Here is a 20572-nt window from a genome sequence, read left to right on the forward strand (position 1 = left end):
TGAGGAGGACCACGATATATGGATTTTAAATACAAAATCGCTGATGTTGCCAAGGAGTTCGGCGTACCCGCTAAAAAGGTCATCGAAACCGTTTCCGGTGTGACCGGCACCGCCTACAAGACAGGCGGCACGTTTGAGGAAAAAGAACTCAACGTCCTGTTGGAGACCCTGACCCGCGAGAACGCTGAGACGAGCCTGGATGCCTACCTTGCCAGCGGCAAGGAGGAAGCCAAGCCCGCCCCGAAGGCGGAACCGAAGAAGCCTGAGGCCAAGAAGGCAGAGGAGAAGAAGCCCGCTGCCCAGCCCGCCAAGGCAGAGCAGCCCAAGGCCGAAGCCAAGCCCGAGCAGAAGCCTGAGCAGAAGAAGGATCGCAAGCCCGAAAAGCAGGCCGAGAAGCGCAATGAAAAGCGCGTTACCCTGCAGGAGCTGGCCGCCGATACCGGCATCAAGGAGCCTGTCAAGACCGAGCAGGTCCAGGTCAACCGTGCCCAGGTGTCCGTGGACACCCGCACCGTCGATGTGAACGTTGACAAGTTCAACGCCCGCTATGACGACCTGGCCGACAGCCGCAATATGCCCAGCAAGCGCAAGAACCAGCCCACCGGCAAAAAAGAGAAGTTCAATAACCGCAACAACCGCCGCGGCCAGCAGTTTGGCCGCCGCCGCGAGACCGAGGCTGAGCGCCTGCAGCGCATTCAGCTGGAAAAGGCCCGCAACGCGCAGCTGAAAATCTCCATCCCCGACGAGATCACTGTCGGCGAGCTGGCTACCCGCCTGAAGCAGAACGCTGCCAAGGTCGTTGCCAAGTTCATGCAGATGGGCGAGATGCACGCCATCTCTGACGTCGTCGATTTCGACACCGCCGCCCTGATCGCCGAGGAATTCCACGCCAAGGTCGAGCACGAGGTCCATGTCTCCATCGAGGAGCGCCTCTTCGTGCAGGAAGAGGACAACGCCGCAGACCTCGTCGAGCGTCCGCCGGTCGTCGTCGTCATGGGCCACGTTGACCACGGTAAAACCTCCATCCTGGACGCCATCCGCAAGACCAATGTCACCAAGGGTGAGGCCGGCGGTATCACCCAGGCCATCGGCGCCTACCAGGTCAAGAGCAATGACAGCGTCATCACCTTCCTGGACACCCCGGGCCACGAGGCCTTCACCTCGATGCGTGCCCGCGGCGCGAACATGACCGATATCGCGGTTCTGGTCGTCGCGGCCGATGACGGCATCATGCCCCAGACCATCGAGTCCATCAACCACGCCAAGGCAGCCAACGTCAAGCTGATCGTCGCCATCAACAAGATGGATAAGCCCACCGCCAACCCGGAACGCGTCAAGGAGCAGCTGACCAAGTACGAGATCGTCCCCGAGGATTGGGGCGGCGATGTCGCCTGCATCCCCGTCTCTGCCGTCACCGGCATGGGCATCAGCGACCTGCTGGAGCGCATCGCCCTTGAGGCTGAGGTCATGGAGCTGAAAGCCAATCCGAGCCGCCGCGGCAAGGGCGCAGTCGTCGAGGCCCGCCTGGACAAGGGCCAGGGTCCCATCGCGACCCTGCTGGTCCAGAACGGTACCCTGCATAAGGGCGACTGCCTGATCGCCGGTACCGCCGTTGGCCGTGTGCGTACCATGCGCAACGATAAGGGCCAGGAGATCACCGAGGCCGGCCCCTCCACCCCCGTGGAGATCACCGGCCTGACCGAAGTGCCCGAGGCCGGTGAGCTGTTCGAGGCCGTTGAGGACGAGCGCCTGGCCCGTGAGCTGGCTGACAAGCGTACCGCCGAGGCCAAGGAGAAGCAGTTTGCCGCCTACACCAAGGTCACGCTGGATAACCTGTTTGACCAGATGGCTGCCAACGATATGAAGGAACTGCCCATCATCGTCAAGGCCGACGTCCAGGGCTCCGCCGAGGCCGTCAAGCAGAGCCTTGAGAAGATCTCCAATGATGAGGTCCGCGTCCGCGTTATCCATGCGGGTGTCGGTGCTATCTCCAAGTCCGACGTCTCTCTGGCCGATGCCTCCAACGCCATCATCATCGGCTTCAACGTCCGCCCCGACGCCGTTGCCAAGGCGGAAGCCGAGCAGACTGGCGTGGAAATGCGTATGTACCGCGTCATCTACGACGCCATCAACGATGTTTCCGACGCTATGAAGGGTATGCTGGCCCCGAAGGTCCGCGAAGTCGCCCTGGGCGAAGCACAGGTCCGCCAGGTCTACAAGATCTCCAGCGTCGGCACCGTTGCAGGCTGCCGCGTTACCGACGGCAAGATCACCCGCGATGCCCAACTGCGCCTGGTGCGTGACGGCATCGTCATCTGCGAGGATTCCATCGCCAGCCTGAAGCGCTTTAAGGACGACGCCAAGGAAGTGGCCGAGGGCTACGAGTGCGGCATCACGCTTGCCAAGTTCCAGGATATCAAGGAAGGCGACGTGTTCGAGTGCTTCAAGATGGAAGAGTACCGCGACTAATTGCAGAGGTAAACTAAATGCCAACCAAAAATCACGGCCGTATGGCCCAGGATATGAAGCGTGAGCTGATTGCGATTATCGGCGAGATGAAGGACCCCCGTGTGAACGGTGGTTTGCTGACCGTGACCCGACTGGATGTGACCCCTGACCTCGACCAGGCCAAGGTCTACATCAGCGTTATGGGCCGCGAGGGCGGCCCCGAGCCGGTAGTCAAGGCGCTGAACAAGGCCTCCGGCCATGTCCGCACCGAGGTCAGCCGCCGTATGCACATCCGCAAGGCACCGCGCTTTGTATTTGTGAAAGATGAAGGCGCAGCCTATGCCGCGCACATCAACAAGCTGCTGGGTGAGCTGGACATCGAGTCCGACTCTGACGCAGAGTAAACCCTGCACCCGGTTAGAAAAGAGGAACCTATGACTCAGAATGTGGATCGCGAAACCGTTGTTTCGCGTCTGCTTGCTGCAGATGACATCTTGATCTTGTGTCATAAAAACCCGGATGGCGATACCATCGGCTCGGGCACGGCGCTCTGCCTTGCCCTGCAGCAGCTGGGCAAAAACGCCGCGGTGCTGTGCAGCGACCCCATCCCAGCCATGTACGACTATATGCCTATCACGGTGTTTGACGGCAGCTTTAGCCCTGCGTTCGTCGTGGCGGTGGATGTGGCCGGTATCCAGTTGTTTGGCGAGCGCAACAACATCCGGGATTACGCTGAGCACGTCAATCTGTGCATCGACCACCACGGCTCCAACAGCGGCTATGCCTATGAGACGCTGGTGGACGACCACGCGGCGGCCGCCGCCGAGCTGCTGACGACGCTCATCCCCGAGATGGGCGCGAAGATCACGCCGGAGATCGCCGCCTGCCTGTATACCGGCGTGGCGACCGACACCGGCTGCTTCCGGTTCAGCAACACGACGGCGGAGACCCACCGCGCGGCGGCGCTCATCGAGGCCGGTGCCGATGTGGAAAAGCTCAACGAGCGCCTGTTCGAGAGCCGCTCCCACGCGCGGGTCATTGCCGAGCGGATGGCAATGGAAAGCCTGGAATTTTACTACGACGACCGCTGTGCGCTCATCTGCCTGACCTGGGACCAGATCCAGGCCGCAGGCGTGGCCGGGGCCGAGCTGGAAGACTTGACCAGCCTGCCCCGCTCCATTGAGGGCGTCGAGGTCGGCCTGACCCTGCGCCAGCAGAAGGACGGCAGTTTTAAAATCAGCGTGCGCACCGGCCACGACACCAACGCTTGCAACATTGCACGGCGGCTGGGCGGCGGCGGCCACCCCCGCGCCGCAGGCTGTGAGATCAGCGGCAACCCGGACAACGCCAAACATGCCATTCTCGAGGAAGTCAAAAAGGAACTGGACCGCGCCGACGCGGAGAAAGAAGCGCAATAAAGCCTTTTCCCCCCTAGGGGAAAGCCTTTTAAACCCTAACAACAGAAAAGGAACCCTGCTATGCAAACGCCAAACGGCATTCTGCCTATCGATAAGCCTGCAGGCTGGACCAGCTTTGATGTGCTGGCCAAGCTGCGCGGCGCGCTGGGCACACGCAAGCTGGGACATTCGGGCACACTGGACCCTATGGCCACCGGTGTGCTCGCGGTGTTTATCGGCAAGGCAACTTCTGCCGCCGACCGCCAGCTTGACCACGATAAGACCTATGAGGCAACCATCCGCCTGGGCCTGCGCACCGATACAGGCGACGTAACGGGCACCACGCTGGAAACCGCGCCGGTCACGGTGGGGGAGCGTGAACTGCGCACTGTGCTGCCCCGATTCATGGGCGACAGGATGCAGCTGCCGCCGATGTACAGTGCGGTAAAAATCAATGGTCAGCCGCTGTATAAGGCCGCCCGCAAGGGCCAGACTGTGGAGCGCACGCCCCGCCCCATCACGATTTATAATATTGAATATCTCGGCAGCCCCGCGCCCGATGAATACACCATCCGCGTGGCCTGCTCCAAGGGCACCTACATCCGCGTCCTGGCCGAGGAGATCGGCGCGGCCCTCGGCGTGCCCGCCACGCTGGCCGCGCTGCGCCGCACTCAGGCGGGCGTGTTCAGCCTGGAACAGTGCCACACGCTGCCGGAAATCTTGGCCACCGCCGAGAGTGGGAAACTCGAGACCAACGGCTGGGTGCTGCCGATTGAAACGGTGTTCGCCCCGCTGCCCGTCCTGTATGTCAATGAGAGCGTTAAGGCCCACCTGTTCAACGGCTGCCCTACGAGCCACTATAAAGCCGCCGATGGCCGTTATCGCACCTACGACGAAAACGGTGCGTTCCTGGGTCTTGCCACCGTCGAGGGCGGTGTGCTGAAAGTCGAAAAACTATTTTGCGAAAGGGGATGACCGCCCAATGCAGATATACCAGAGCCTGACGCCCATCCGCGCACCCCAGGGCAGCGCGGTGGCGCTGGGCTACTTTGACGGTGTCCACTGCGGCCACCGCGCCGTGCTGGGTGCGGCGGTTGACTGCGCCAAAGCCAACGGCCTGACCGCCGCAGCTTTCACGTTTGAACTGCCTGCGGGCAGCACGCTGAAAGGCGGGCGCATCCTGTCTCTGCGCCAGAAGCACGCCCGCGTGGCGGCCCTGGGCATCGAGGAATACCAGGAAGCCCCCTTTGACGAGTTCCGCGCCCTCTCGCCCGAGGATTTTGTCCAGACGGTGCTGGTGGAGTGCTTCAACGCCAAGGAGCTGTTCTGCGGCGATAACTTCACCTTCGGGGCGCGCGCGGCGGGCAATGTCGAACGGCTGCGGGAACTGTGCAAACCCTTGGGCATCGGCGTCCATATCGTGCCGATGGCCCAGTATCAGGGCCAGACTGTGTCCTCCACCCGCATCCGCGCGGCGCTGGAGGAAGGCCGCCTGGCCGACGCCAACGCCATGCTCGGCACGCCTTACGCCATTGATTGGCCGGTCGTCCACGGCAAGGGCATCGGCAGCGGCAAGCTGGGCACGCCGACGCTGAACCAGAACTATCCCGCTGCCGCATTGCAGCCCTGCGCGGGCGTCTACCTGACCCGCATTTTCCTCAATGGTACGTGGTGGCCGGCCGCAACCGGCATCGGCAAGCGCCCCACTGTGGACCAGAGCGCCGACGCCGCCGTGACCTGCGAGACCTTTGTGCCGGACTTCACCGGCAATGTCTACGGCCAGCAGCCGGTACTGGAATTTTACAAATATTTCTGTCCTGTGCGCAAGTTCAATTCCCTCATCGAGCTGGCGGCCCTCATCCACCACGCCGCCGACGAGAGTAAAGCATATTTTGTCGGGGTAAATGCGACAAAATAATTGCGGAAAAAGCAGATTTGCACTTGTATTCCCCAAAAGGTTGTGCTATACTACTAGTGTTACCGCGGCCCGGTATGGGGCGTATGCCTCAACGGTTCCAACTACCCCTTACTGCGCCAACGGCCGATATATTTTTCAGAAAGAGGTATTTACCAATGAGCCAGAAATCCGCTATCGACAAGCAGCCCATCATCGCTAAGGCAGCCATCCATGAGGGTGACACCGGTTCTCCGGAGGTTCAGGTTGCTCTGCTGACCGCTCGTATCAACCACCTGACCGAGCATCTGAAGACCAACAAGCATGACAACCACAGCCGCCGCGGCCTGTTCAAGATGGTCGGCCGCCGCCGCAATCTGCTGGCCTATCTGCAGAAGAAGGACATCAACCGTTACCGTGCCCTGATCGCTGAGCTGGGTCTGCGTAAGTAATTTTCGCAAAAACGGGCAGGGTGCATTTGCACTCTGCCTGCTTTTTTTATAAGTGCGCAGCCGCCCATTTCGCGGACGGTTGTAGGGGCAGATTCCATATCCGCCTGTGCCTGTTCCCGGCAATGCACACCTGAAAATCCACTGCACCTGTATTTTACAGCCGCCCCGCCGCCATTTTGTGCAGTAAATCGAGCACCCAAGCAACTGGCTTGGCTGCTGGCTTTATTGTACAGAATCGGGGCAGGGGAGCGCTGAAAGTAAAAATCTACCAAAGAAGGAGAATCCCTATGGCTTACGAATTCGCATCCAGACTGGAAACCTTCCCCAAGTACCGCAAGTTCGAGACGACCTTTGCGGGCCGCCCCTTTGTGGTCGAGACCGGCAAAATGTGCGGTCTGTCCAACGGCAGCGCGATGATCCGCTACGGCGCGACCTGCGTGCTGTGCAACGTTACGATGAGCGACAAGCCGCGCGACGGTGTTGACTTCTTCCCCCTGAGCGTCGAGTTTGAGGAAAAACTCTACGCCGCCGGCCGCATCCCCGGCAGCTTCATGCGCCGTGAGGGCCGCCCCGGCGAGCACGCCATCCTGTCCTCCCGCGTCGTTGACCGCCCCATCCGCCCGCTGTTCCCGAAGGATATGCGCAACGATGTCTGCGTGACGATGACCGTCATGAGCCTGGATCCCGACTGCTCTGCCGAAATCTCCGGCATGAATGGCGCGTCCCTGGCCATCGCCATGTCTGATATTCCGTGGGGCGGCCCCATCGCCGGCGTTTTCGTCGGCCTGGTGGACGGTGAAATCGTCCTGAACCCCACCAAGGAGCAGCGCGAGCACAGTGACCTGTCCTTGACCCTGGCCGCCAGCGAGGAAAAGATCGTCATGATTGAGGCCGGTGCCAACGAGGTCGACGAGGAGACCATGATGAAGGCCATCCGCGCCGGTCATGAGGAAATCAAGAAGATGCTCGCCTTCATCAACGGTATCGTCGCCGAGATCGGCAAGCCGAAGAAGAGCTTTACACCTGTGGAGTTGGATCATGCCCTGCTGGCCGATGTCTATGCCAAGCATCTGGACGAAGTCAAGGCTGCCATGGACACCGACGACAAGAATGTCCGCGACGCCGCCCTGCTGCCCATCATGGATGCTATTGCCGCCGAGCACCCCGACCTGACCGCCGCCGACCTCGACCTCATCAGCTACAAGCTGCAGAAGAAGGTCGTTCGTACCTGGCTGCTCGAGGACGGCAAGCGCGTGGACGGCCGCGGCATCAATGAGATCCGCCCGCTGGCCGCCGAGGTTGGCCTGCTGCCCCGCGTCCACGGCTCCGGCATGTTCACCCGCGGCCAGACGCAGGTGCTGACCATCTGCACCCTCGGCTCCACCAAGGATGCCCAGCTGATGGATGACCTGTCCGACACGCCTTACAAGCGCTATATCCACCACTACAACTTCCCGCCGTACTCCGTCGGCGAGGCTCGCGCACCCCGTAGCCCCGGTCGCCGCGAGATCGGCCATGGCAACCTGGCCGAGCGTGCCCTGATCCCCGTACTGCCCGATCAGGCCGAGTTCCCCTACACCATCCGCTGCGTCTCCGAGGTTCTGTCCTCCAATGGCTCCACCTCCCAGGCTTCCATCTGCGGCTCTACGCTGGCCCTGATGGACGCCGGTGTGCCCATCAAGGCACCCGTTGCCGGTATCTCCTGCGGCCTTATCACCGATGGTGACCCGCTGCACGGCGGCCGCTGGATGACGATGCTCGACATTCAGGGCGTCGAGGACTTCCACGGCGATATGGACTTTAAGGTCGGCGGCACCCGCCGCGGCATCACCGCCATCCAGATGGACATCAAGGTGGACGGCCTGACCTATGAGATCGTTGAGGAAGCGCTGGAGAAGTGCCGCAAGGGCCGCCTGTACATCCTTGACCAGATCATCAAGCCGGTCATTGCCGAGCCGCGCGCCGAGCTGTCCAAGTATGCGCCCAAAATGTTCAGCATGATGATTCCGGTTGACAAGATCAAGGATGTCATCGGCAAGGGCGGCAAGGTCATCCAGGAAATGTGCGCCAACTTCAACTGCAAGATCGACATTGAGGAGGACGGCCATGTCTTTATCTCTGCCGTCGATCAGGACGATGCCAAGCGCGCTATTGCGACCATCAAGACCATTGTCGAGGATCCCGAGATCGGTGCTATCTACAAGGGCCGCGTGACCCGCCTGATGAACTTCGGTGCCTTCGTCGAGATCGCCCCCGGCAAGGAGGGTCTGGTTCACATCTCCAAGCTGGACGATCATCGCGTTGAGCATGTTGAGGATGTCGTTGCCGTCGGCGACCCTATCTTCGTCATGGTGACCGACATCGACCAGCAGGGCCGCATCAACCTGTCCCGCAAGGACGCCCTGGCAGCCATCGCCAAGAAGCGTGCCGAGGCCGCTCAGCAGTAAGTTACTTTTCTTGCAAGAAAAGTAACCAAAAGAACTCCAAACAAATAAGCCGTAAAAGGGAGGCTGCCCAGGTGGGCAGCCTCCCTTTTTGAATTTCTATTGTGCCGTAGGGGCCGGGCATGCCCGGCCCGCAGCCTCATGTCAGCACCCTTTCATGGATTACATTGTAGGGGAGGAATTCATCCCTCCCGCGGGGCGTCGGGGACGCCGCCCCCTACAAATGAGGAGTTACCATTTTCCTTTAGTAATTCGTCCACCGACCAAAATGGCGGAGAAAATGGCGACAAAAAGAAAGAATGTAATCCAGAGCGGAGCGAGTATCCAAAACCAAGACCATGAAATTAGTCCCATTGCTTTTAGCACAGCGAAAATCAGGGTTAACGCAACTACGGGATCCAATCCGGGCCGTTCTGAGCGTCTAGCATTCTTCATACGCATAATCCCCTCAAAATGCTGATTGATTGTTTTCTTACCGCCGATTATACCACAAAAGAGGCTGCCGCACAAGGTCAAACCCTATGCCGCAGCCCCTCGCTATAACTCGCTCCCGGTGAAAAATATTGAAAGTTCTTTTGCTTACTTTTCTTTCAAGAAAAGTAAGACTTACTTCTCAATGACTTCCTTCGTGTCGCGGGCAATCATCAGCTCCTCGTTGGTCTCGATGATCAGCGTGCGGACGCGGGCGCCCCAGGCAGTGACCTCAACGACATCTTCCTTCTGCTTGTGTGCATCGCGGTTCTTGTCGGTGTCGATGCGGATGCCCAGCCAATCCATGTGGTGGCAGATCTTGGCGCGGGAGTCGGCGTCATGCTCGCCGATGCCGCCGGTAAAGACGATGGCATCCACACCGCCCATAGCGGCAATGTAGCTGCCGATGGTCTTTTTAATCTGGTAGTTCAGCATGTCGCTGGCCAGCTGTGCGCGCTTGTTGCCGTTTGCGGCAGCCTCTTCCACGTCACGCTTGTCGCTGGACACGCCGGAAACACCCAGCAGACCGGACTTCTTGTTCAGGATCTCGTCCAGCTCGTGGCCGGTGATTTCGAGATTATACTTCAGGTAGTTGACCACAGAGGGATCCAGGTCGCCGCAGCGGGTGCCCATCATCAGACCGGCCAGCGGGGTCATGCCCATCGAGGTGTCGATAACTTTACCCTGGTCGACAGCGGCGATGGAAGAACCGTTGCCCAGATGGCAGGTGATGAGCTTCAGGCGCTCAATAGGCTCCTCCAGAAACTCGGCAGCGCGGTGGCTGACGTACTTGTGGCTGGTGCCGTGGAAACCGTAGCGGCGGACACCGTACTTCTCATAGTACTCGTAGGGGATGGCGTACATGTAGGCCTTCGGGGGCATGGTGGAGTGGAACGCGGTGTCGAAAACAGCCACGTTCGGCTTGTCCTCGCCAAAGACCTTGTAGGAGGCCTCGATGCCCAGGATGGCGGCGGGGTTGTGCAGGGGGGCCAGGGGAGACAGGTCATGGATAGCCTTGACGACCTCGGGGGTGATCAGGCAGCTCTCCTTGAACTTCTCGCCGCCGTGGACCACGCGGTGGCCGATGGCGTCGATCTCGGAAACGCTCTCAATGACCTTGCCCTCGCCGGTGGTCATCTTCTTGACGACCTCGGTGAAAGCCTCGGTGTGGGTGGGGAAGATGGCGGGCGTGGTGGCCTTGTGGCCGTTGGCCTCATGGGTGATCATGCTGCTCTCCATGCCGATGCGCTCGCACAGACCTTTGCACAGGACCTTCTCGCCCTCCATGTCGATCAGCTGGTACTTCAGGCTGGAAGAACCGCAGTTGATAACCAGAACTTTCATGGAATATCCTCCTTAAAACTTGGCAGGGCAGATTTGCCCTTTCCTTATCCGTGATTTTATTATATAATGGTGAAAAAGAATTTTCAAGGGCAAGTTCTGCAAGATAGCACAATTTTTGCACAGTAACGGCAAAGTACTTTTTTAACAATCTATCGCCAAAGAATCAGGAGAAAATCGTTATGGATTTTACAGGCATTATCGCCGAATATGACCCCTTCCACAACGGCCACGCGGCCCAGATTGCGGCGGTGCGGGCGGCAGGTGCCCAGTGCATTGCTGTTTGCATGAGCAGCGGCGCGGTGCAGCGCGGCGGCGTGCCGATTCTGCCCGAGCGGGTGCGGGTGCAGGCAGCGCTGGCTGCCGGGGCGGATATCGTCATTGCCCTGCCTGCGCCCTACGCCTGCGCCACGGCGGAGCAGTTCGCCGCCGCGGGAGTGTATCTGCTGGCCGCCCTCGGGTGTGACACACTGGCTTTTGGGGCCGAGACGCCCGACGCGGGGGCGCTGCTGGACGCGGCCAGGCTGCTGCAATGTGAAGAAATTGACGATGTGATACGCAAAAATCTTGCAACCGGCATGACCTACGCCGCCGCCCGGGCCGAGGCCGCCGACACCCTGCGCCCCGGCACAGGGACTTTGCTGCGCACCCCCAACAACATTTTGGGCATCGAATACTGCAAGGCAATTTTGGCGCAGCACACGCCCCTCACGCCTTTTGCGCTGCCGCGGCTGGGCGCGGCCCACGGCGGCGGGGCAGGGGAGCATGCGGGCACACCGATGGCCAGCGCCAGTTTTTTGCGCAGCCTGCCCCAGCCTGATTGGGAACCCTTTGTGCCTGCCTGGGCGGCGGAACTCTACGGCAAAGCCGCCGCCGAGGGCCTTTTGCTGGACGGCGCAAAATTTGAGACGGCCATTTTAACGCTGCTGCGGATGCAGGATCCCGAAAATTTCGCGCAGGTGCGTGGAGTCAGTGAGGGGCTGGAAAACCGCCTGGCTGCCGCCGTGCGAGAGGCAAACAGCATGGACGACCTGTATACGAGACTAAAAACCAAGCGCTACCCCCACGCGCGGCTGCGGCGGCTGGTGCTGGACGCGGCGCTGCAGCTCCCGGCAGAATTGCCAATGCCGCCCTACCTGCATGTGCTGGGCGCACGAAAAACAGCGCTGCCGTGTTTAAAACAGGCAACGCTCCCGGCGGGCACAGCTCTGGCCGACCTGGTGCGCAGCAGCGCCGAAGCTGAAAAAATCGGCAGACTGCATAGCAAGGCAACAGATTTTTCGTCATTATGCAGAGAAAAAATTCAGCCTATGGGGCTTGCGTTTACTGCTAAGGCGGTGGTAATATAAATATCATATGGAGAAAAAATGCGCATAATACAAGATTGTTGCATTTTTAACGCGCAAAATCGGTACGAAATGAAGGAGTAAAACATGGCGCTGCACGTAATGGACGAAGCAAACCACTGCCTTGGCTGCAAGGTGCCCCGCTGCCAGCAGGGGTGTCCCATCCACACCAATATTCCGGAAGTCATCCGCCTTTTAAAAGCCAACAAGCTGGACGAAGCGGGCCGTATGCTGTTTGAAAACAACCCCCTGACCACCGTCTGCTCGCTGGTCTGCAACCACGAGAACCAGTGCGAGGGGCACTGCGTGCGCGGCATCAAGGGTGCGCCCGTGCATTTCTCGGTCATTGAGAACTACATCTCGTCCACCTACGCCAGCCAGATGACCCAGGGCCCTGCGCCCTCCAACGGTAAAAAGGCCGCCATCATCGGTTCCGGCCCGGCGGGCCTGACCATTGCGGTCATCCTGGCACGCTATGGCTACGATGTTACGATCTTTGAGAGCCACGATAAAATTGGCGGCGTGCTGCGCTACGGCATCCCGGAGTTTCGTCTGCCGAAATCGGTGCTGGATGACTTCGAGTACCGCCACCTACGCTTGAAGGGCATCAAGGTCCGCCCCAACACCGACGTGGGCAAGGCGCTGAAAATCGAGGACCTGTTCCGCGACGGCTACAAGGCCATCTTTATCGGCACCGGTGTATGGCGGCCCAACACGCTGCACATCAAGGGCGAGAGCCTGGGCAACGTACACTACGCCATCAACTACCTGCAAAACCCCGATGTCTACCACCTGGGTGAACGGGCCATTGTTATCGGCGCGGGCAACGCGGCCATGGACGTGGCGCGCACCGCCATCCGCCACGGCACGCGGCATATCGAGTGCTTCTCGCTGTCCCGGCACATCACGGCCAGCGAGTACGAGGCCAGCTATGCCAAGCTCGAAGGCGTCAACTTTATCTTTAACAAAAAGCCGCTGGAAATCACCGATAAGGGCGTTGTCTTTATCGATCTGAGCGAGGCCGAGGACGGCACGCTGACCGAGATCCCCGGCACCGAGAAGCTCTACCCGGCGGACAGCGTTATTGTCTCCATCAGCCAGGGCCCCTGTACGACGATCACCGACAGCACCAAGGATCTGAAAACCAACACTCGCGGCCTGTTTGAAACGGATGAGGTCGGCCGCACCAGCATCCCCGGCATCTTCGCCAGCGGCGACGCCGTCAAGGGCGCACGTACGGTGGTCGAGGCCGTGGCATACAGCAAGACCGTGGCCGAGGCCATGCACGAGTATATGCAGACCCTGCCCCCGGATCTGCCCGACGAGTACGCCAATGTACCTGTCGCGGAGTATGACGAGGGAAACTGACATAAAAAGGCTTCCCCCATGGGGGCTTTATCGCATCCGCGCAAACTCCCTTGCATGCTTCACAAACTCCTTCGCCGCGGGGGACAGCGCCCCACGCGACAAACATGCTAATCCAATGCTGCGCTTGGCGGCAGGTTCCAGCTGCAAAACTTGGCAGCCCGCGCTGGCGGCACCCTCTTTAAACATCAGCTCGGGCATCAGGGCCAAGCCCTGCCCGCAGGCCACCATGGCGATCATGCTCTGGTCGTCCACGATATAGCATTGGCTCGACACGTGCAGATCGTTCTTTTTGAAATAACTTTGGATGTCGGCGTCCACGTCGGACTGCTGGCTGACAAAAGGCTGACCGCGCAGTTCCTCGGCCCGCACCACGCCGGGGCGGCGGGGCTTGTAGTCCGGCGGTGCAATGCAAATCAGGCGGTCATCGTACAGCGGCTCAAAATCCAGTTCCTGGGCGCTGGAATTGGAGAGAAATCCCAATTCCACCGCGCCGGTTTTCAGCCAGCCGGTAATATCATCGTAGGATCCCTGGTAAATTTGCACGTCGATGCCCGGGAACGCAGCCCGGAAGCCCGGCACGATTTTGGGCAGCCAGGTTACGCAGGCCGAGTTGAACACCCCCAGCCGCAGCGCACCCTTGTGCATACCGTTGATCTGGGCAATGGACTGCTCCAGCGACTCGCTGCTGGCCAGCATTTGCTGGATGGCGGGCATCAGTTTTTCGGCGGCGGCGGTCAGGGTGACGCCGCTTTTGGTGCGGGTGAACAGCGGAAAGCCGCACTCGGCCTCCACGCCGGACACCGCGTGGCTGACGGCGGAAGGGGTGATGTGCATACGCTCCGCCGCGGCGGCAAAGGTGCCCAGCTGGGCGACAATGCTTAACAGCTGGCAGTCTGTCAGAGTCATGGTCTGCATCTCCTATGGTGAATAAAATTCATGTGATGTATGAAAAAGTTGAGCTTTACTTCATGCCTATAATGTACTATCATAAAGTCAGAAAGTCAATGCCTGCATCGCACAATGCAGGTTGAAAATGACTCCTCTCCCTCCAACCTCACCCCACCGGCCCGCACACCGGTGGGGCTTTTTTTATTTTGCGGATTGTGGTATGATACTAATAAAGCCTTTCCCCAAGGGGGAAGGTGCCCCGAAGGGGCGGATGAGGGGTGGCCTTCCCGCGGCAAACCGTGAATGGGTGGCTGCGGCAGACCGGCCCCTCATCAGGCCGTTTCACGGCCAGCTTCCCCCAAGGGGGAAGCCTTTAACGTAAAGGTGGAAAATCACATGGCAAAATCACGTGGGGTGCGGGGCGCGGCGGGTTTCTGCGCGGTGGCATCCTTGGTATATCTTCTGGTGCGCAGCCTGCTGTATGCGCTGGTCAGCACCCTTATGGGGCTGGCGCACCCGGGGGCCAGTATGGCAAAACCCCTGGGCTTCAGCGAGGTCAGCCTGGCGCTGTTCCAGTTGATTATTGGGCTGGGGGCCATCGGTCTGACGCTGGTTTTTATGATGAAACTGACCCGTCTGCGGTCCGACGACCTGCGCCTTACGCTGCCCGCACCGTGGAGCCCAGGCTTCTGTCTGCCGGTGTTCCTTGGCGTGGCGAACCTCGCCAACCTGGCAGGGGCGCTCATCAACCACATCACCGGCAGCGAGACAACGGCCCAGATGCTGCCCAGCGGCGGGCCGGAGCTGTTCATGTACTATCTGGCGCTCTGCGTCATGCCCGCTGTGGCCGAGGAACTACTGTTCCGCGGCGCGTTCCAGGGCTTGATGCGCCCTAGCGGCAGCGCGGCGGCCATCTTTGCCCCGGCACTTCTGTTCGGGCTGCTGCATCTGGATCTGGCGCAGGGGTTGACGGCTTTTGTCTGCGGCGTGTTCCTGGGCTGGCTGGCCGAGCGCTCGGGCAGCATTTTACCGGGGATGCTGCTGCATCTGGTGAACAACACACTGGCATTTTTGACGATGTATCTTCGGTATTATGCCCCGACGGAGGCATCCTTCGGCGTCGAGCTGTTCCTGCTGCTTTTCTTCCCGCTTTTCGGGCTGTGGATGATCTGGCACGCGCGAGGGCAGGGGTTCCGCTTTTCGGCGGGGCTGCGGCCCGGCGTGGATGTACTGGCGGTCTTTACCAGCCCGGCATACAGCGCAGTTGTGATTTTCCTGGTGGTTTATGCTGTGATTTTTGTACATTGAGAGGAAACTATGTCCGATGAAGAACTGATGCAGACCGCGCTGGACGAGGCAAAAATTGCTGCGTCCCTCGGCGAAGTGCCGGTGGGGGCGGTCGTCGCCAAGGACGGCGAGATCATTGCCCGCGCCCACAACCTGAGGGAGAGCGGCAAAAACGCCACCTACCATGCCGAGCTTATGGCCATCGACGCAGCCTGCAAGGCACTGGGCGGCTGGCGGCTGTGGCAGTGTGAGCTGTTCGTGACGCTGGAACCCTGCCCGATGTGCAGCGGAGCCATCATAAACAGCCGCCTGAAGCGGGTCGTCTACGGCGCCCGCGACCCCAAGGCCGGCTGCTGCGGTGGCCTGACTGACCTGTTTGCCCTGCCCTTCAACCACCACCCGGTCATTGAATCGGGTTTGATGGAGGCAGAAGCGCAGGCCCTATTGCAGGAATTTTTTGTGATGCTGCGGGAAAAAAGGAAGAAAAAATAACCATGAACAAAAACGTACTCATCACCGGCGGCAGCCGGGGCATTGGCGCGGCGGCGGTGCTAGCGTTCGCCAAGGCCGGTTATAACGTCGCCTTTACCTACAACGCCCACCCAGACGCCGCGGACGCCGTGCGCCGCCAGGCCGAAGCCCTCGCCCCCGGCGGGTGCTTCCTTGCCATCCGGGCCGACGCGGGCGACTCTATTCAGGTGCAAGCCGCCGTGGAGCAGGCACAGCGGGAACTAGGCAGCCTGCAGGTGCTCGTCTGCAACGCGGGCATCGCACAGGTCAAACTTTTCACCGACACCACCGACGAGGATTGGCGGAGGATGATGGCCGTTGACATGGACGGCGCGTTCTACGCTTGCCGTGCCGTGCTGCCCGGCATGATCCACCAGAAATATGGCCGCATCCTGCTGGTCAGCAGTATGTGGGGCCAGACCGGCGGCAGCTGCGAGGTCGCGTACAGCGCGGCCAAGGCGGGCCTCATCGGTCTGGGCAAGGCGCTGGCAAAAGAGGAAGGCCCCAGCGGCATCACGGTCAACGTCATTGCGCCGGGCGTCATTGACACCGACATGATGGCGGGCTTTACCGCAGAGGACCGCGCCGCTTTGGCCGAGGAAACCCCGGTGGAGCGCCTGGGCACAGCGGACGAGATTGCACGCACGATGGTCTTTCTGGCCGATGAGGCCAGCGGCTACATCACCGGCCAGGTGCTGGGTGTCAACGGAGGACTGGTGATTTGATGCGCGCCGAATACCGCGAGGGAGAGCGCTTTTCACACCTTGATTTTACAGAGGAAACCTTTTACGACTGCGACTTCTCCGACTGCACTTTCATCGACTGCACATTTGAAAACTGCAAGCTGGACCACAGCGTGCTGAGCGAGTGCCAGTTCATCCGCTGTACAATTACAGGACTGAAAACCACGATGTCCCGTGCAAAGTTTACAGAATTTCAAAACTGCACCCTCAACAATATCGACTGGCTGTCCCTGCAGGGAGACGGCTCGTTTGCTGACCCGATCGAAAAATTGCAGGACTGCCGCCTGAAATACAACACCTTCACCGAGATGAACCTTACAAAATTCAACTTTGCGGGCAACGAGATCCAACGCTCTATGTTTGCCAAGTGCAATCTCGTCAGCGCGGATTTCGAGAAATGCGACCTGTTGGACACCGAGTTTTACCAGTGCGATATGCGGAAGGCAAACTTCAAAGAGGCTGGCGGATATAAAGTCGATATCTTCGGCTGCAAGCTGCAGGATGCAAAATTTTCACTGCCGGAGGCAGTGTCGCTGTTGGGAGATTTGAGGATCAAATTGCTATGAAGAATATACAGATTGAAAAACTGTCCAATTTGTATACAATCCGCCGCCTGACAGACGCCGATGTGTCGATGCTGTACGCATGGATGCTGCGCAATGACCAGTACTTCAGGTATTGCGGCGGCGGTACGACTCGGCATTGACAAGGAAAACCTGCAGTCCAATCATTTCTGGCGCAAAAACGGCTTTGCAGTGTTAAGAGAAGCAGCGCAGGAGCGCGGCATCGTCTTGCTTGCGGAACGGCGTCTGGCGTAAATGCCCTCTGGCTGCCGCCCTTACAGTGGAAACAGGATACTACACACCCCACCCCCCTCTTTGCATACTATACCGCAAAGGGGGGCTTTTTATGGCTGTATACCAGAACGGCATTGATGTGTCGCGCTACCAGGGCAATATCAACTGGGGCAGGGTGGCGGCGGCGGGCAAGCAGTTTGCCATGGTGCGCGTGGGGTCCAGCAACAGCGGCGGGCTGTATGTTGACCCGTATTTCTTGCAGAATGTCAACGGGGCTAAGGCGGCGGGCCTGCGGGTGGGGGCCTACTACTACACCTACGCCCGCACCCGCGCCGCCGTCGCCAACGAGCTGACGACCTTTTTGAACGTCATGGAGGGGCTGCAATTAGAGTACCCGGTGTTTGTGGATGTCGAGGATTTCAGCCTGACCAGCCTGGGCCGCGCCGAGTTGACCAGCCTGGTGCAGTACGCCATGGATATCCTCTACCAGCGCAAATGGTACGCAGGATGGTATAGCTACACGAACTACATCAATAATTATCTGAACGCCGCCGCGCTGCGCCAATATCCGCTGTGGGTGGCGGATTACCGCTCGACCTTAGGCTACAACGGCAACTACGCCATGTGGCAATATTCGGGCAGCGGCAGTGTGAACGGGATATCCGGCGCGTGCGACCTGAACCGTAGTTACAAGGACTTTTTACCCGAAATACAGGCCGGAGGCTACAATAATTATGGGGTCTCCGGCCCTTCTATGGAGACGGTGGCGGGCCAGCGGCTTGTGGTGTTCAATGCCCGGTGCGAGTATTTCTACACGGCCAATTTCAACGATGTAGTGGGCTATCTGCCGCTGGGCAGCTACTGCGTCGTCAAGCAGAGCACCCAGAAATACAACGGCTATGATTGGGTCATCTTCCGCTTCCAGGGTACCGAGTATTGGACAGCTGTCATCGGCGACCGCAACCGGGTCGAACCGTGTAATTGTAACTGCAATTCATAAGAACAACTTGACAACAACGAATTGTTGTATTACACTGAGCTTGCAGGGGCGGATGCCCGCATCTGCCCCCTACAACCTGCCCGCAGAGAGTAAGTCGATTTGACAAACACTTCCAAACTGTGGTTTAATAAAAATATATGTGCAAAAACTACCACTGTTTCAATATAAATCAGGGGGAACCGCCGCATGGCAAAAAAACAACAGGAATACGGCAATGACAGTATCCGCCAGCTGAAAGGCGCCGACCGTGTGCGCAAGCGCCCGGCGGTCATCTTCGGCTCCGACGGTGTCGAGGGCTGCGCCCATTCCATTTTTGAAATTATCTCCAACTCCATTGATGAAGCCCGCGACGGCCACGGCAACCGCATCAACGTCACGCTCTTTCCGGATCATGTCGTCGAGGTCGAGGACTTCGGCCGCGGCATCCCGGTGGACTACAACAAGGCCGAGGAACGCTGGAACTGGGACCTCGTTTTCTGTGAGTTGTACGCCGGCGGCAAATACGCCGAGGGCAGCGGCAACTATGATTTCAGCCTGGGTCTGAACGGCCTGGGCCTGTGTGCCACTCAGTACGCCAGCGAGTGGATGACTGCCGATATCTACCGCGACGGTTTCCACTACCACCTCGACTTCCAAAAAGGCGAGAATGTGGGCGGTTTGCAGAAAGAGCCGTTCAAGGGCAAGCGCACCGGCTCGGTCATCCGCTGGAAGCCCGACACCGAGGTCTTTACCGACATTGCCGTCCCGGCGGAATCTTTCAAAGATATGCTGCGCCGCCAGGCCGTCGTCAACGACGGTGTGACGCTGGTGTTCACCGACAAGTCCGGCGCGGACGCCGAGAAGTTTGAGTATCTGTACGAGCACGGCATCACCGACTATGCCAACGAATTGGTAGGGGATAAGGCATTGACGCCGGTATACTTCTGCAGCGGTGCTGCCACCGGCCGCGACCGCGCTGACCAGCCGGACTATCAGGTCAAGATGAACGTCGCGTTCGCATTCTCCAACACCGTGCAGTGTCTGGAATACTACCACAACTCCAGCTGGCTGGAGCACGGCGGCAGCCCCGACCGCGCTGTGCGCACGGCCTTCGTCAGCCAGATCAACGCCTGGCTGAAAAACAAGGGCCTGTATAAGAAAAACGAAAGTGCGATTACCTTCGCCGATGTGCAGGACTGCCTTGTGCTGGTGTCGTCCAGCTTCTCCACCCGCACGAGCTACGAGAACCAGACCAAGAAAGCCATCACAAACAAATTTGTGGCCCAGGCCATGACCGAGTTCCTCAAGCATCAGATCGAGGTCTACTTCATTGAGCACCCCGACGAGGCAGAAAAGGCCTGCAAGCAGGTTCTTATCAATAAGCAGAGCCGCGAACACGCCGAAAAGGCGCGCATCACCATCAAAAAGACGATGACCCAGCAGATGGACCTCGCCAACCGCGTGCAGAAGTTCGTCGACTGCCGCACCAAGGATGCCAGCCGCCGCGAGCTGTACATCGTGGAGGGCGATTCCGCTATGGGTGCGGTCAAGCAGAGCCGCGACTCGGAGTTCCAGGCCATCATGCCCATCCGCGGCAAGATCCTGAACTGCCTGAAAGCCGACTACGCCCGTATTTTCAAGTCGGAGATCATCACCGATCTGATCCGCGTCATGGGCTGCGGTGTTGAGCTGGGCGGCAGCCACAACAAAGACCTGGCCAGCTTCAACCTGGACAACCTGCGCTTTAATAAAGTCGTCATCTGTACCGATGCCGATGTCGACGGCTACCAGATCCGCACCCTAGTGCTGACGATGCTCTACCGCCTGACGCCGACCCTTATCAACAAGGGGTATGTCTACATCGCCGAGTCGCCGCTGTACGAGATCAACACGAAGAACAAAACCTACTTCGCCTACACCGAGCCGGAAAAGGCTGACATCCTGCGTCGCATCGAGGACGAAAAGTACACGATCCAGCGCTCGAAAGGTCTGGGCGAGAACGACCCCGAGATGATGTGGCTGACGACGATGAGCCCCGAGAGCCGCCGCCTTATCAAGGTATTGCCCACCGATGCCGAGCGCACCGCCGCGGTGTTTGACCTGCTGCTGGGTGACAACCTGCAGGGCCGTAAAGAGCATATCGCCGAGCACGGTTCGGAGTATTTGGACGATTTGGATGTAAGCTGATTGCCCACGATGTTACGCAT

General features: G+C 59.5%; 20 protein-coding genes. 17 read left to right on the plus strand and 3 right to left on the minus strand.

Annotated elements, in window-relative coordinates:
- The first annotated feature begins 18 nt into the window (after positions 1-18).
- From infB to GPK89_RS11690, 7 genes are all read left to right on the plus strand, one after another.
- Complete coding sequence (gene infB, locus GPK89_RS11660) at positions 19-2469, plus strand: translation initiation factor IF-2 (protein ID WP_215693332.1); 2451 nt, start codon at positions 19-21, stop codon at positions 2467-2469.
- A gap of 17 nt (positions 2470-2486) precedes the next feature.
- Complete coding sequence (rbfA, locus tag GPK89_RS11665) at positions 2487-2852, plus strand: 30S ribosome-binding factor RbfA (RefSeq protein WP_215693334.1); 366 nt, start codon at positions 2487-2489, stop codon at positions 2850-2852.
- Between the two features lie 30 nt (positions 2853-2882).
- The gene (locus GPK89_RS11670) at positions 2883-3866 is read left to right on the plus strand and encodes a DHH family phosphoesterase (protein ID WP_215693336.1); all 984 of its coding nucleotides are present in this window, start codon (positions 2883-2885) and stop codon (positions 3864-3866) included.
- A 60-nt stretch (positions 3867-3926) separates the two neighbouring features.
- On the plus strand, positions 3927-4820 hold the full coding sequence (gene truB, locus GPK89_RS11675; RefSeq protein WP_215693338.1) for a tRNA pseudouridine(55) synthase TruB: 894 nt from the start codon (positions 3927-3929) through the stop codon (positions 4818-4820).
- 7 nt (positions 4821-4827) lie between these two features.
- On the plus strand, positions 4828-5763 hold the full coding sequence (ribF, locus tag GPK89_RS11680) for a riboflavin biosynthesis protein RibF (RefSeq protein ID WP_215693340.1): 936 nt from the start codon (positions 4828-4830) through the stop codon (positions 5761-5763).
- Positions 5764-5918: 155 nt separating this feature from the next.
- The gene (gene rpsO, locus GPK89_RS11685; protein ID WP_078784277.1) at positions 5919-6191 is read left to right on the plus strand and encodes a 30S ribosomal protein S15; all 273 of its coding nucleotides are present in this window, start codon (positions 5919-5921) and stop codon (positions 6189-6191) included.
- Between the two features lie 287 nt (positions 6192-6478).
- Positions 6479-8638 (plus strand): polyribonucleotide nucleotidyltransferase, encoded by a 2160-nt coding sequence (locus GPK89_RS11690; protein ID WP_215693342.1) that lies wholly within the window; start codon positions 6479-6481, stop codon positions 8636-8638.
- 228 nt (positions 8639-8866) lie between these two features.
- On the opposite strand, the gene GPK89_RS11695 is transcribed toward GPK89_RS11690, so the two are convergent.
- A complete protein-coding gene (locus tag GPK89_RS11695; protein ID WP_215693344.1) occupies positions 8867-9070 on the minus strand; it encodes a hypothetical protein in 204 nt (67 codons plus the stop codon).
- A gap of 171 nt (positions 9071-9241) precedes the next feature.
- A complete protein-coding gene (locus tag GPK89_RS11700; RefSeq protein WP_215693347.1) occupies positions 9242-10450 on the minus strand; it encodes an acetate/propionate family kinase in 1209 nt (402 codons plus the stop codon).
- 179 nt (positions 10451-10629) lie between these two features.
- On the opposite strand from GPK89_RS11700, the gene GPK89_RS11705 reads away from it, so the two are divergent.
- Positions 10630-11796 (plus strand): nucleotidyltransferase family protein, encoded by a 1167-nt coding sequence (locus GPK89_RS11705; RefSeq protein WP_215693349.1) that lies wholly within the window; start codon positions 10630-10632, stop codon positions 11794-11796.
- Between the two features lie 84 nt (positions 11797-11880).
- Positions 11881-13161 carry an NAD(P)-dependent oxidoreductase gene (locus GPK89_RS11710; protein WP_215693350.1) on the plus strand — a complete coding sequence of 427 codons (1281 nt, stop codon included), beginning with the start codon at positions 11881-11883 and terminating at the stop codon, positions 13159-13161.
- 27 nt (positions 13162-13188) lie between these two features.
- On the opposite strand, the gene GPK89_RS11715 is transcribed toward GPK89_RS11710, so the two are convergent.
- On the minus strand, positions 13189-14067 hold the full coding sequence (locus GPK89_RS11715) for a LysR family transcriptional regulator (RefSeq protein ID WP_215693352.1): 879 nt from the start codon (positions 14065-14067) through the stop codon (positions 13189-13191).
- 378 nt (positions 14068-14445) lie between these two features.
- Between GPK89_RS11715 and GPK89_RS11720 the strand changes: the two genes are divergently transcribed.
- From GPK89_RS11720 to GPK89_RS11755, 8 genes are all read left to right on the plus strand, one after another.
- Positions 14446-15357 (plus strand): CPBP family intramembrane glutamic endopeptidase, encoded by a 912-nt coding sequence (locus GPK89_RS11720; RefSeq protein WP_215693354.1) that lies wholly within the window; start codon positions 14446-14448, stop codon positions 15355-15357.
- Positions 15358-15366: 9 nt separating this feature from the next.
- Positions 15367-15828 (plus strand): nucleoside deaminase, encoded by a 462-nt coding sequence (locus tag GPK89_RS11725; RefSeq protein ID WP_215693356.1) that lies wholly within the window; start codon positions 15367-15369, stop codon positions 15826-15828.
- A gap of 2 nt (positions 15829-15830) precedes the next feature.
- Positions 15831-16571: an elongation factor P 5-aminopentanone reductase gene (ymfI, locus tag GPK89_RS11730; protein ID WP_215693358.1), complete on the plus strand. Its 741-nt coding sequence runs from the start codon at positions 15831-15833 to the stop codon at positions 16569-16571.
- Entirely contained in the window at positions 16571-17155 is a 585-nt protein-coding gene (locus tag GPK89_RS11735; protein WP_215693486.1) for a pentapeptide repeat-containing protein, read from the plus strand. The genes ymfI and GPK89_RS11735 overlap by 1 nt, the downstream gene beginning before the upstream one ends.
- On the plus strand, positions 17152-17295 hold the full coding sequence (locus GPK89_RS11740; protein ID WP_215693360.1) for a hypothetical protein: 144 nt from the start codon (positions 17152-17154) through the stop codon (positions 17293-17295). The genes GPK89_RS11735 and GPK89_RS11740 overlap by 4 nt, the downstream gene beginning before the upstream one ends.
- On the plus strand, positions 17249-17407 hold the full coding sequence (locus tag GPK89_RS11745; RefSeq protein WP_215693362.1) for a hypothetical protein: 159 nt from the start codon (positions 17249-17251) through the stop codon (positions 17405-17407). Before GPK89_RS11740 ends, GPK89_RS11745 begins: the two co-directional genes overlap by 47 nt.
- Positions 17408-17498: 91 nt before the next feature.
- Positions 17499-18386 carry a glycoside hydrolase family 25 protein gene (locus GPK89_RS11750; RefSeq protein ID WP_215693364.1) on the plus strand — a complete coding sequence of 296 codons (888 nt, stop codon included), beginning with the start codon at positions 17499-17501 and terminating at the stop codon, positions 18384-18386.
- Positions 18387-18572: 186 nt separating this feature from the next.
- Positions 18573-20552 (plus strand): DNA gyrase/topoisomerase IV subunit B, encoded by a 1980-nt coding sequence (locus GPK89_RS11755; protein ID WP_215693366.1) that lies wholly within the window; start codon positions 18573-18575, stop codon positions 20550-20552.
- Positions 20553-20572 lie beyond the last annotated feature (20 nt).

It is taken from the genome of Gemmiger formicilis, assembly GCF_018784445.1.
Classification (GTDB): domain Bacteria; phylum Bacillota; class Clostridia; order Oscillospirales; family Ruminococcaceae; genus Gemmiger.

Excerpts from the sequence above, each read along its gene's own strand:
- GPK89_RS11715 (WP_215693352.1), bottom strand. The coding sequence starts at position 14,067 with ATGACTCTGACAGACTGCCAGCTGTTAAGCATTGTCGCCCAGCTGGGC.
- GPK89_RS11720 (WP_215693354.1), top strand. The coding sequence starts at position 14,446 with ATGGCAAAATCACGTGGGGTGCGGGGCGCGGCGGGTTTCTGCGCGGTG.
- ymfI (WP_215693358.1), top strand. The coding sequence starts at position 15,831 with ATGAACAAAAACGTACTCATCACCGGCGGCAGCCGGGGCATTGGCGCG.
- truB (WP_215693338.1), top strand. The coding sequence starts at position 3,927 with ATGCAAACGCCAAACGGCATTCTGCCTATCGATAAGCCTGCAGGCTGG.
- GPK89_RS11740 (WP_215693360.1), top strand. The coding sequence starts at position 17,152 with ATGAAGAATATACAGATTGAAAAACTGTCCAATTTGTATACAATCCGC.
- GPK89_RS11745 (WP_215693362.1), top strand. The coding sequence starts at position 17,249 with ATGACCAGTACTTCAGGTATTGCGGCGGCGGTACGACTCGGCATTGAC.
- GPK89_RS11700 (WP_215693347.1), bottom strand. The coding sequence starts at position 10,450 with ATGAAAGTTCTGGTTATCAACTGCGGTTCTTCCAGCCTGAAGTACCAG.
- rpsO (WP_078784277.1), top strand. The coding sequence starts at position 5,919 with ATGAGCCAGAAATCCGCTATCGACAAGCAGCCCATCATCGCTAAGGCA.
- rbfA (WP_215693334.1), top strand. The coding sequence starts at position 2,487 with ATGCCAACCAAAAATCACGGCCGTATGGCCCAGGATATGAAGCGTGAG.
- ribF (WP_215693340.1), top strand. The coding sequence starts at position 4,828 with ATGCAGATATACCAGAGCCTGACGCCCATCCGCGCACCCCAGGGCAGC.
- GPK89_RS11710 (WP_215693350.1), top strand. The coding sequence starts at position 11,881 with ATGGCGCTGCACGTAATGGACGAAGCAAACCACTGCCTTGGCTGCAAG.
- GPK89_RS11750 (WP_215693364.1), top strand. The coding sequence starts at position 17,499 with ATGGCTGTATACCAGAACGGCATTGATGTGTCGCGCTACCAGGGCAAT.
- GPK89_RS11695 (WP_215693344.1), bottom strand. The coding sequence starts at position 9,070 with ATGAAGAATGCTAGACGCTCAGAACGGCCCGGATTGGATCCCGTAGTT.
- GPK89_RS11690 (WP_215693342.1), top strand. The coding sequence starts at position 6,479 with ATGGCTTACGAATTCGCATCCAGACTGGAAACCTTCCCCAAGTACCGC.
- GPK89_RS11705 (WP_215693349.1), top strand. The coding sequence starts at position 10,630 with ATGGATTTTACAGGCATTATCGCCGAATATGACCCCTTCCACAACGGC.
- GPK89_RS11725 (WP_215693356.1), top strand. The coding sequence starts at position 15,367 with ATGTCCGATGAAGAACTGATGCAGACCGCGCTGGACGAGGCAAAAATT.
- GPK89_RS11735 (WP_215693486.1), top strand. The coding sequence starts at position 16,571 with ATGCGCGCCGAATACCGCGAGGGAGAGCGCTTTTCACACCTTGATTTT.
- GPK89_RS11670 (WP_215693336.1), top strand. The coding sequence starts at position 2,883 with ATGACTCAGAATGTGGATCGCGAAACCGTTGTTTCGCGTCTGCTTGCT.
- GPK89_RS11755 (WP_215693366.1), top strand. The coding sequence starts at position 18,573 with ATGGCAAAAAAACAACAGGAATACGGCAATGACAGTATCCGCCAGCTG.
- infB (WP_215693332.1), top strand. The coding sequence starts at position 19 with ATGGATTTTAAATACAAAATCGCTGATGTTGCCAAGGAGTTCGGCGTA.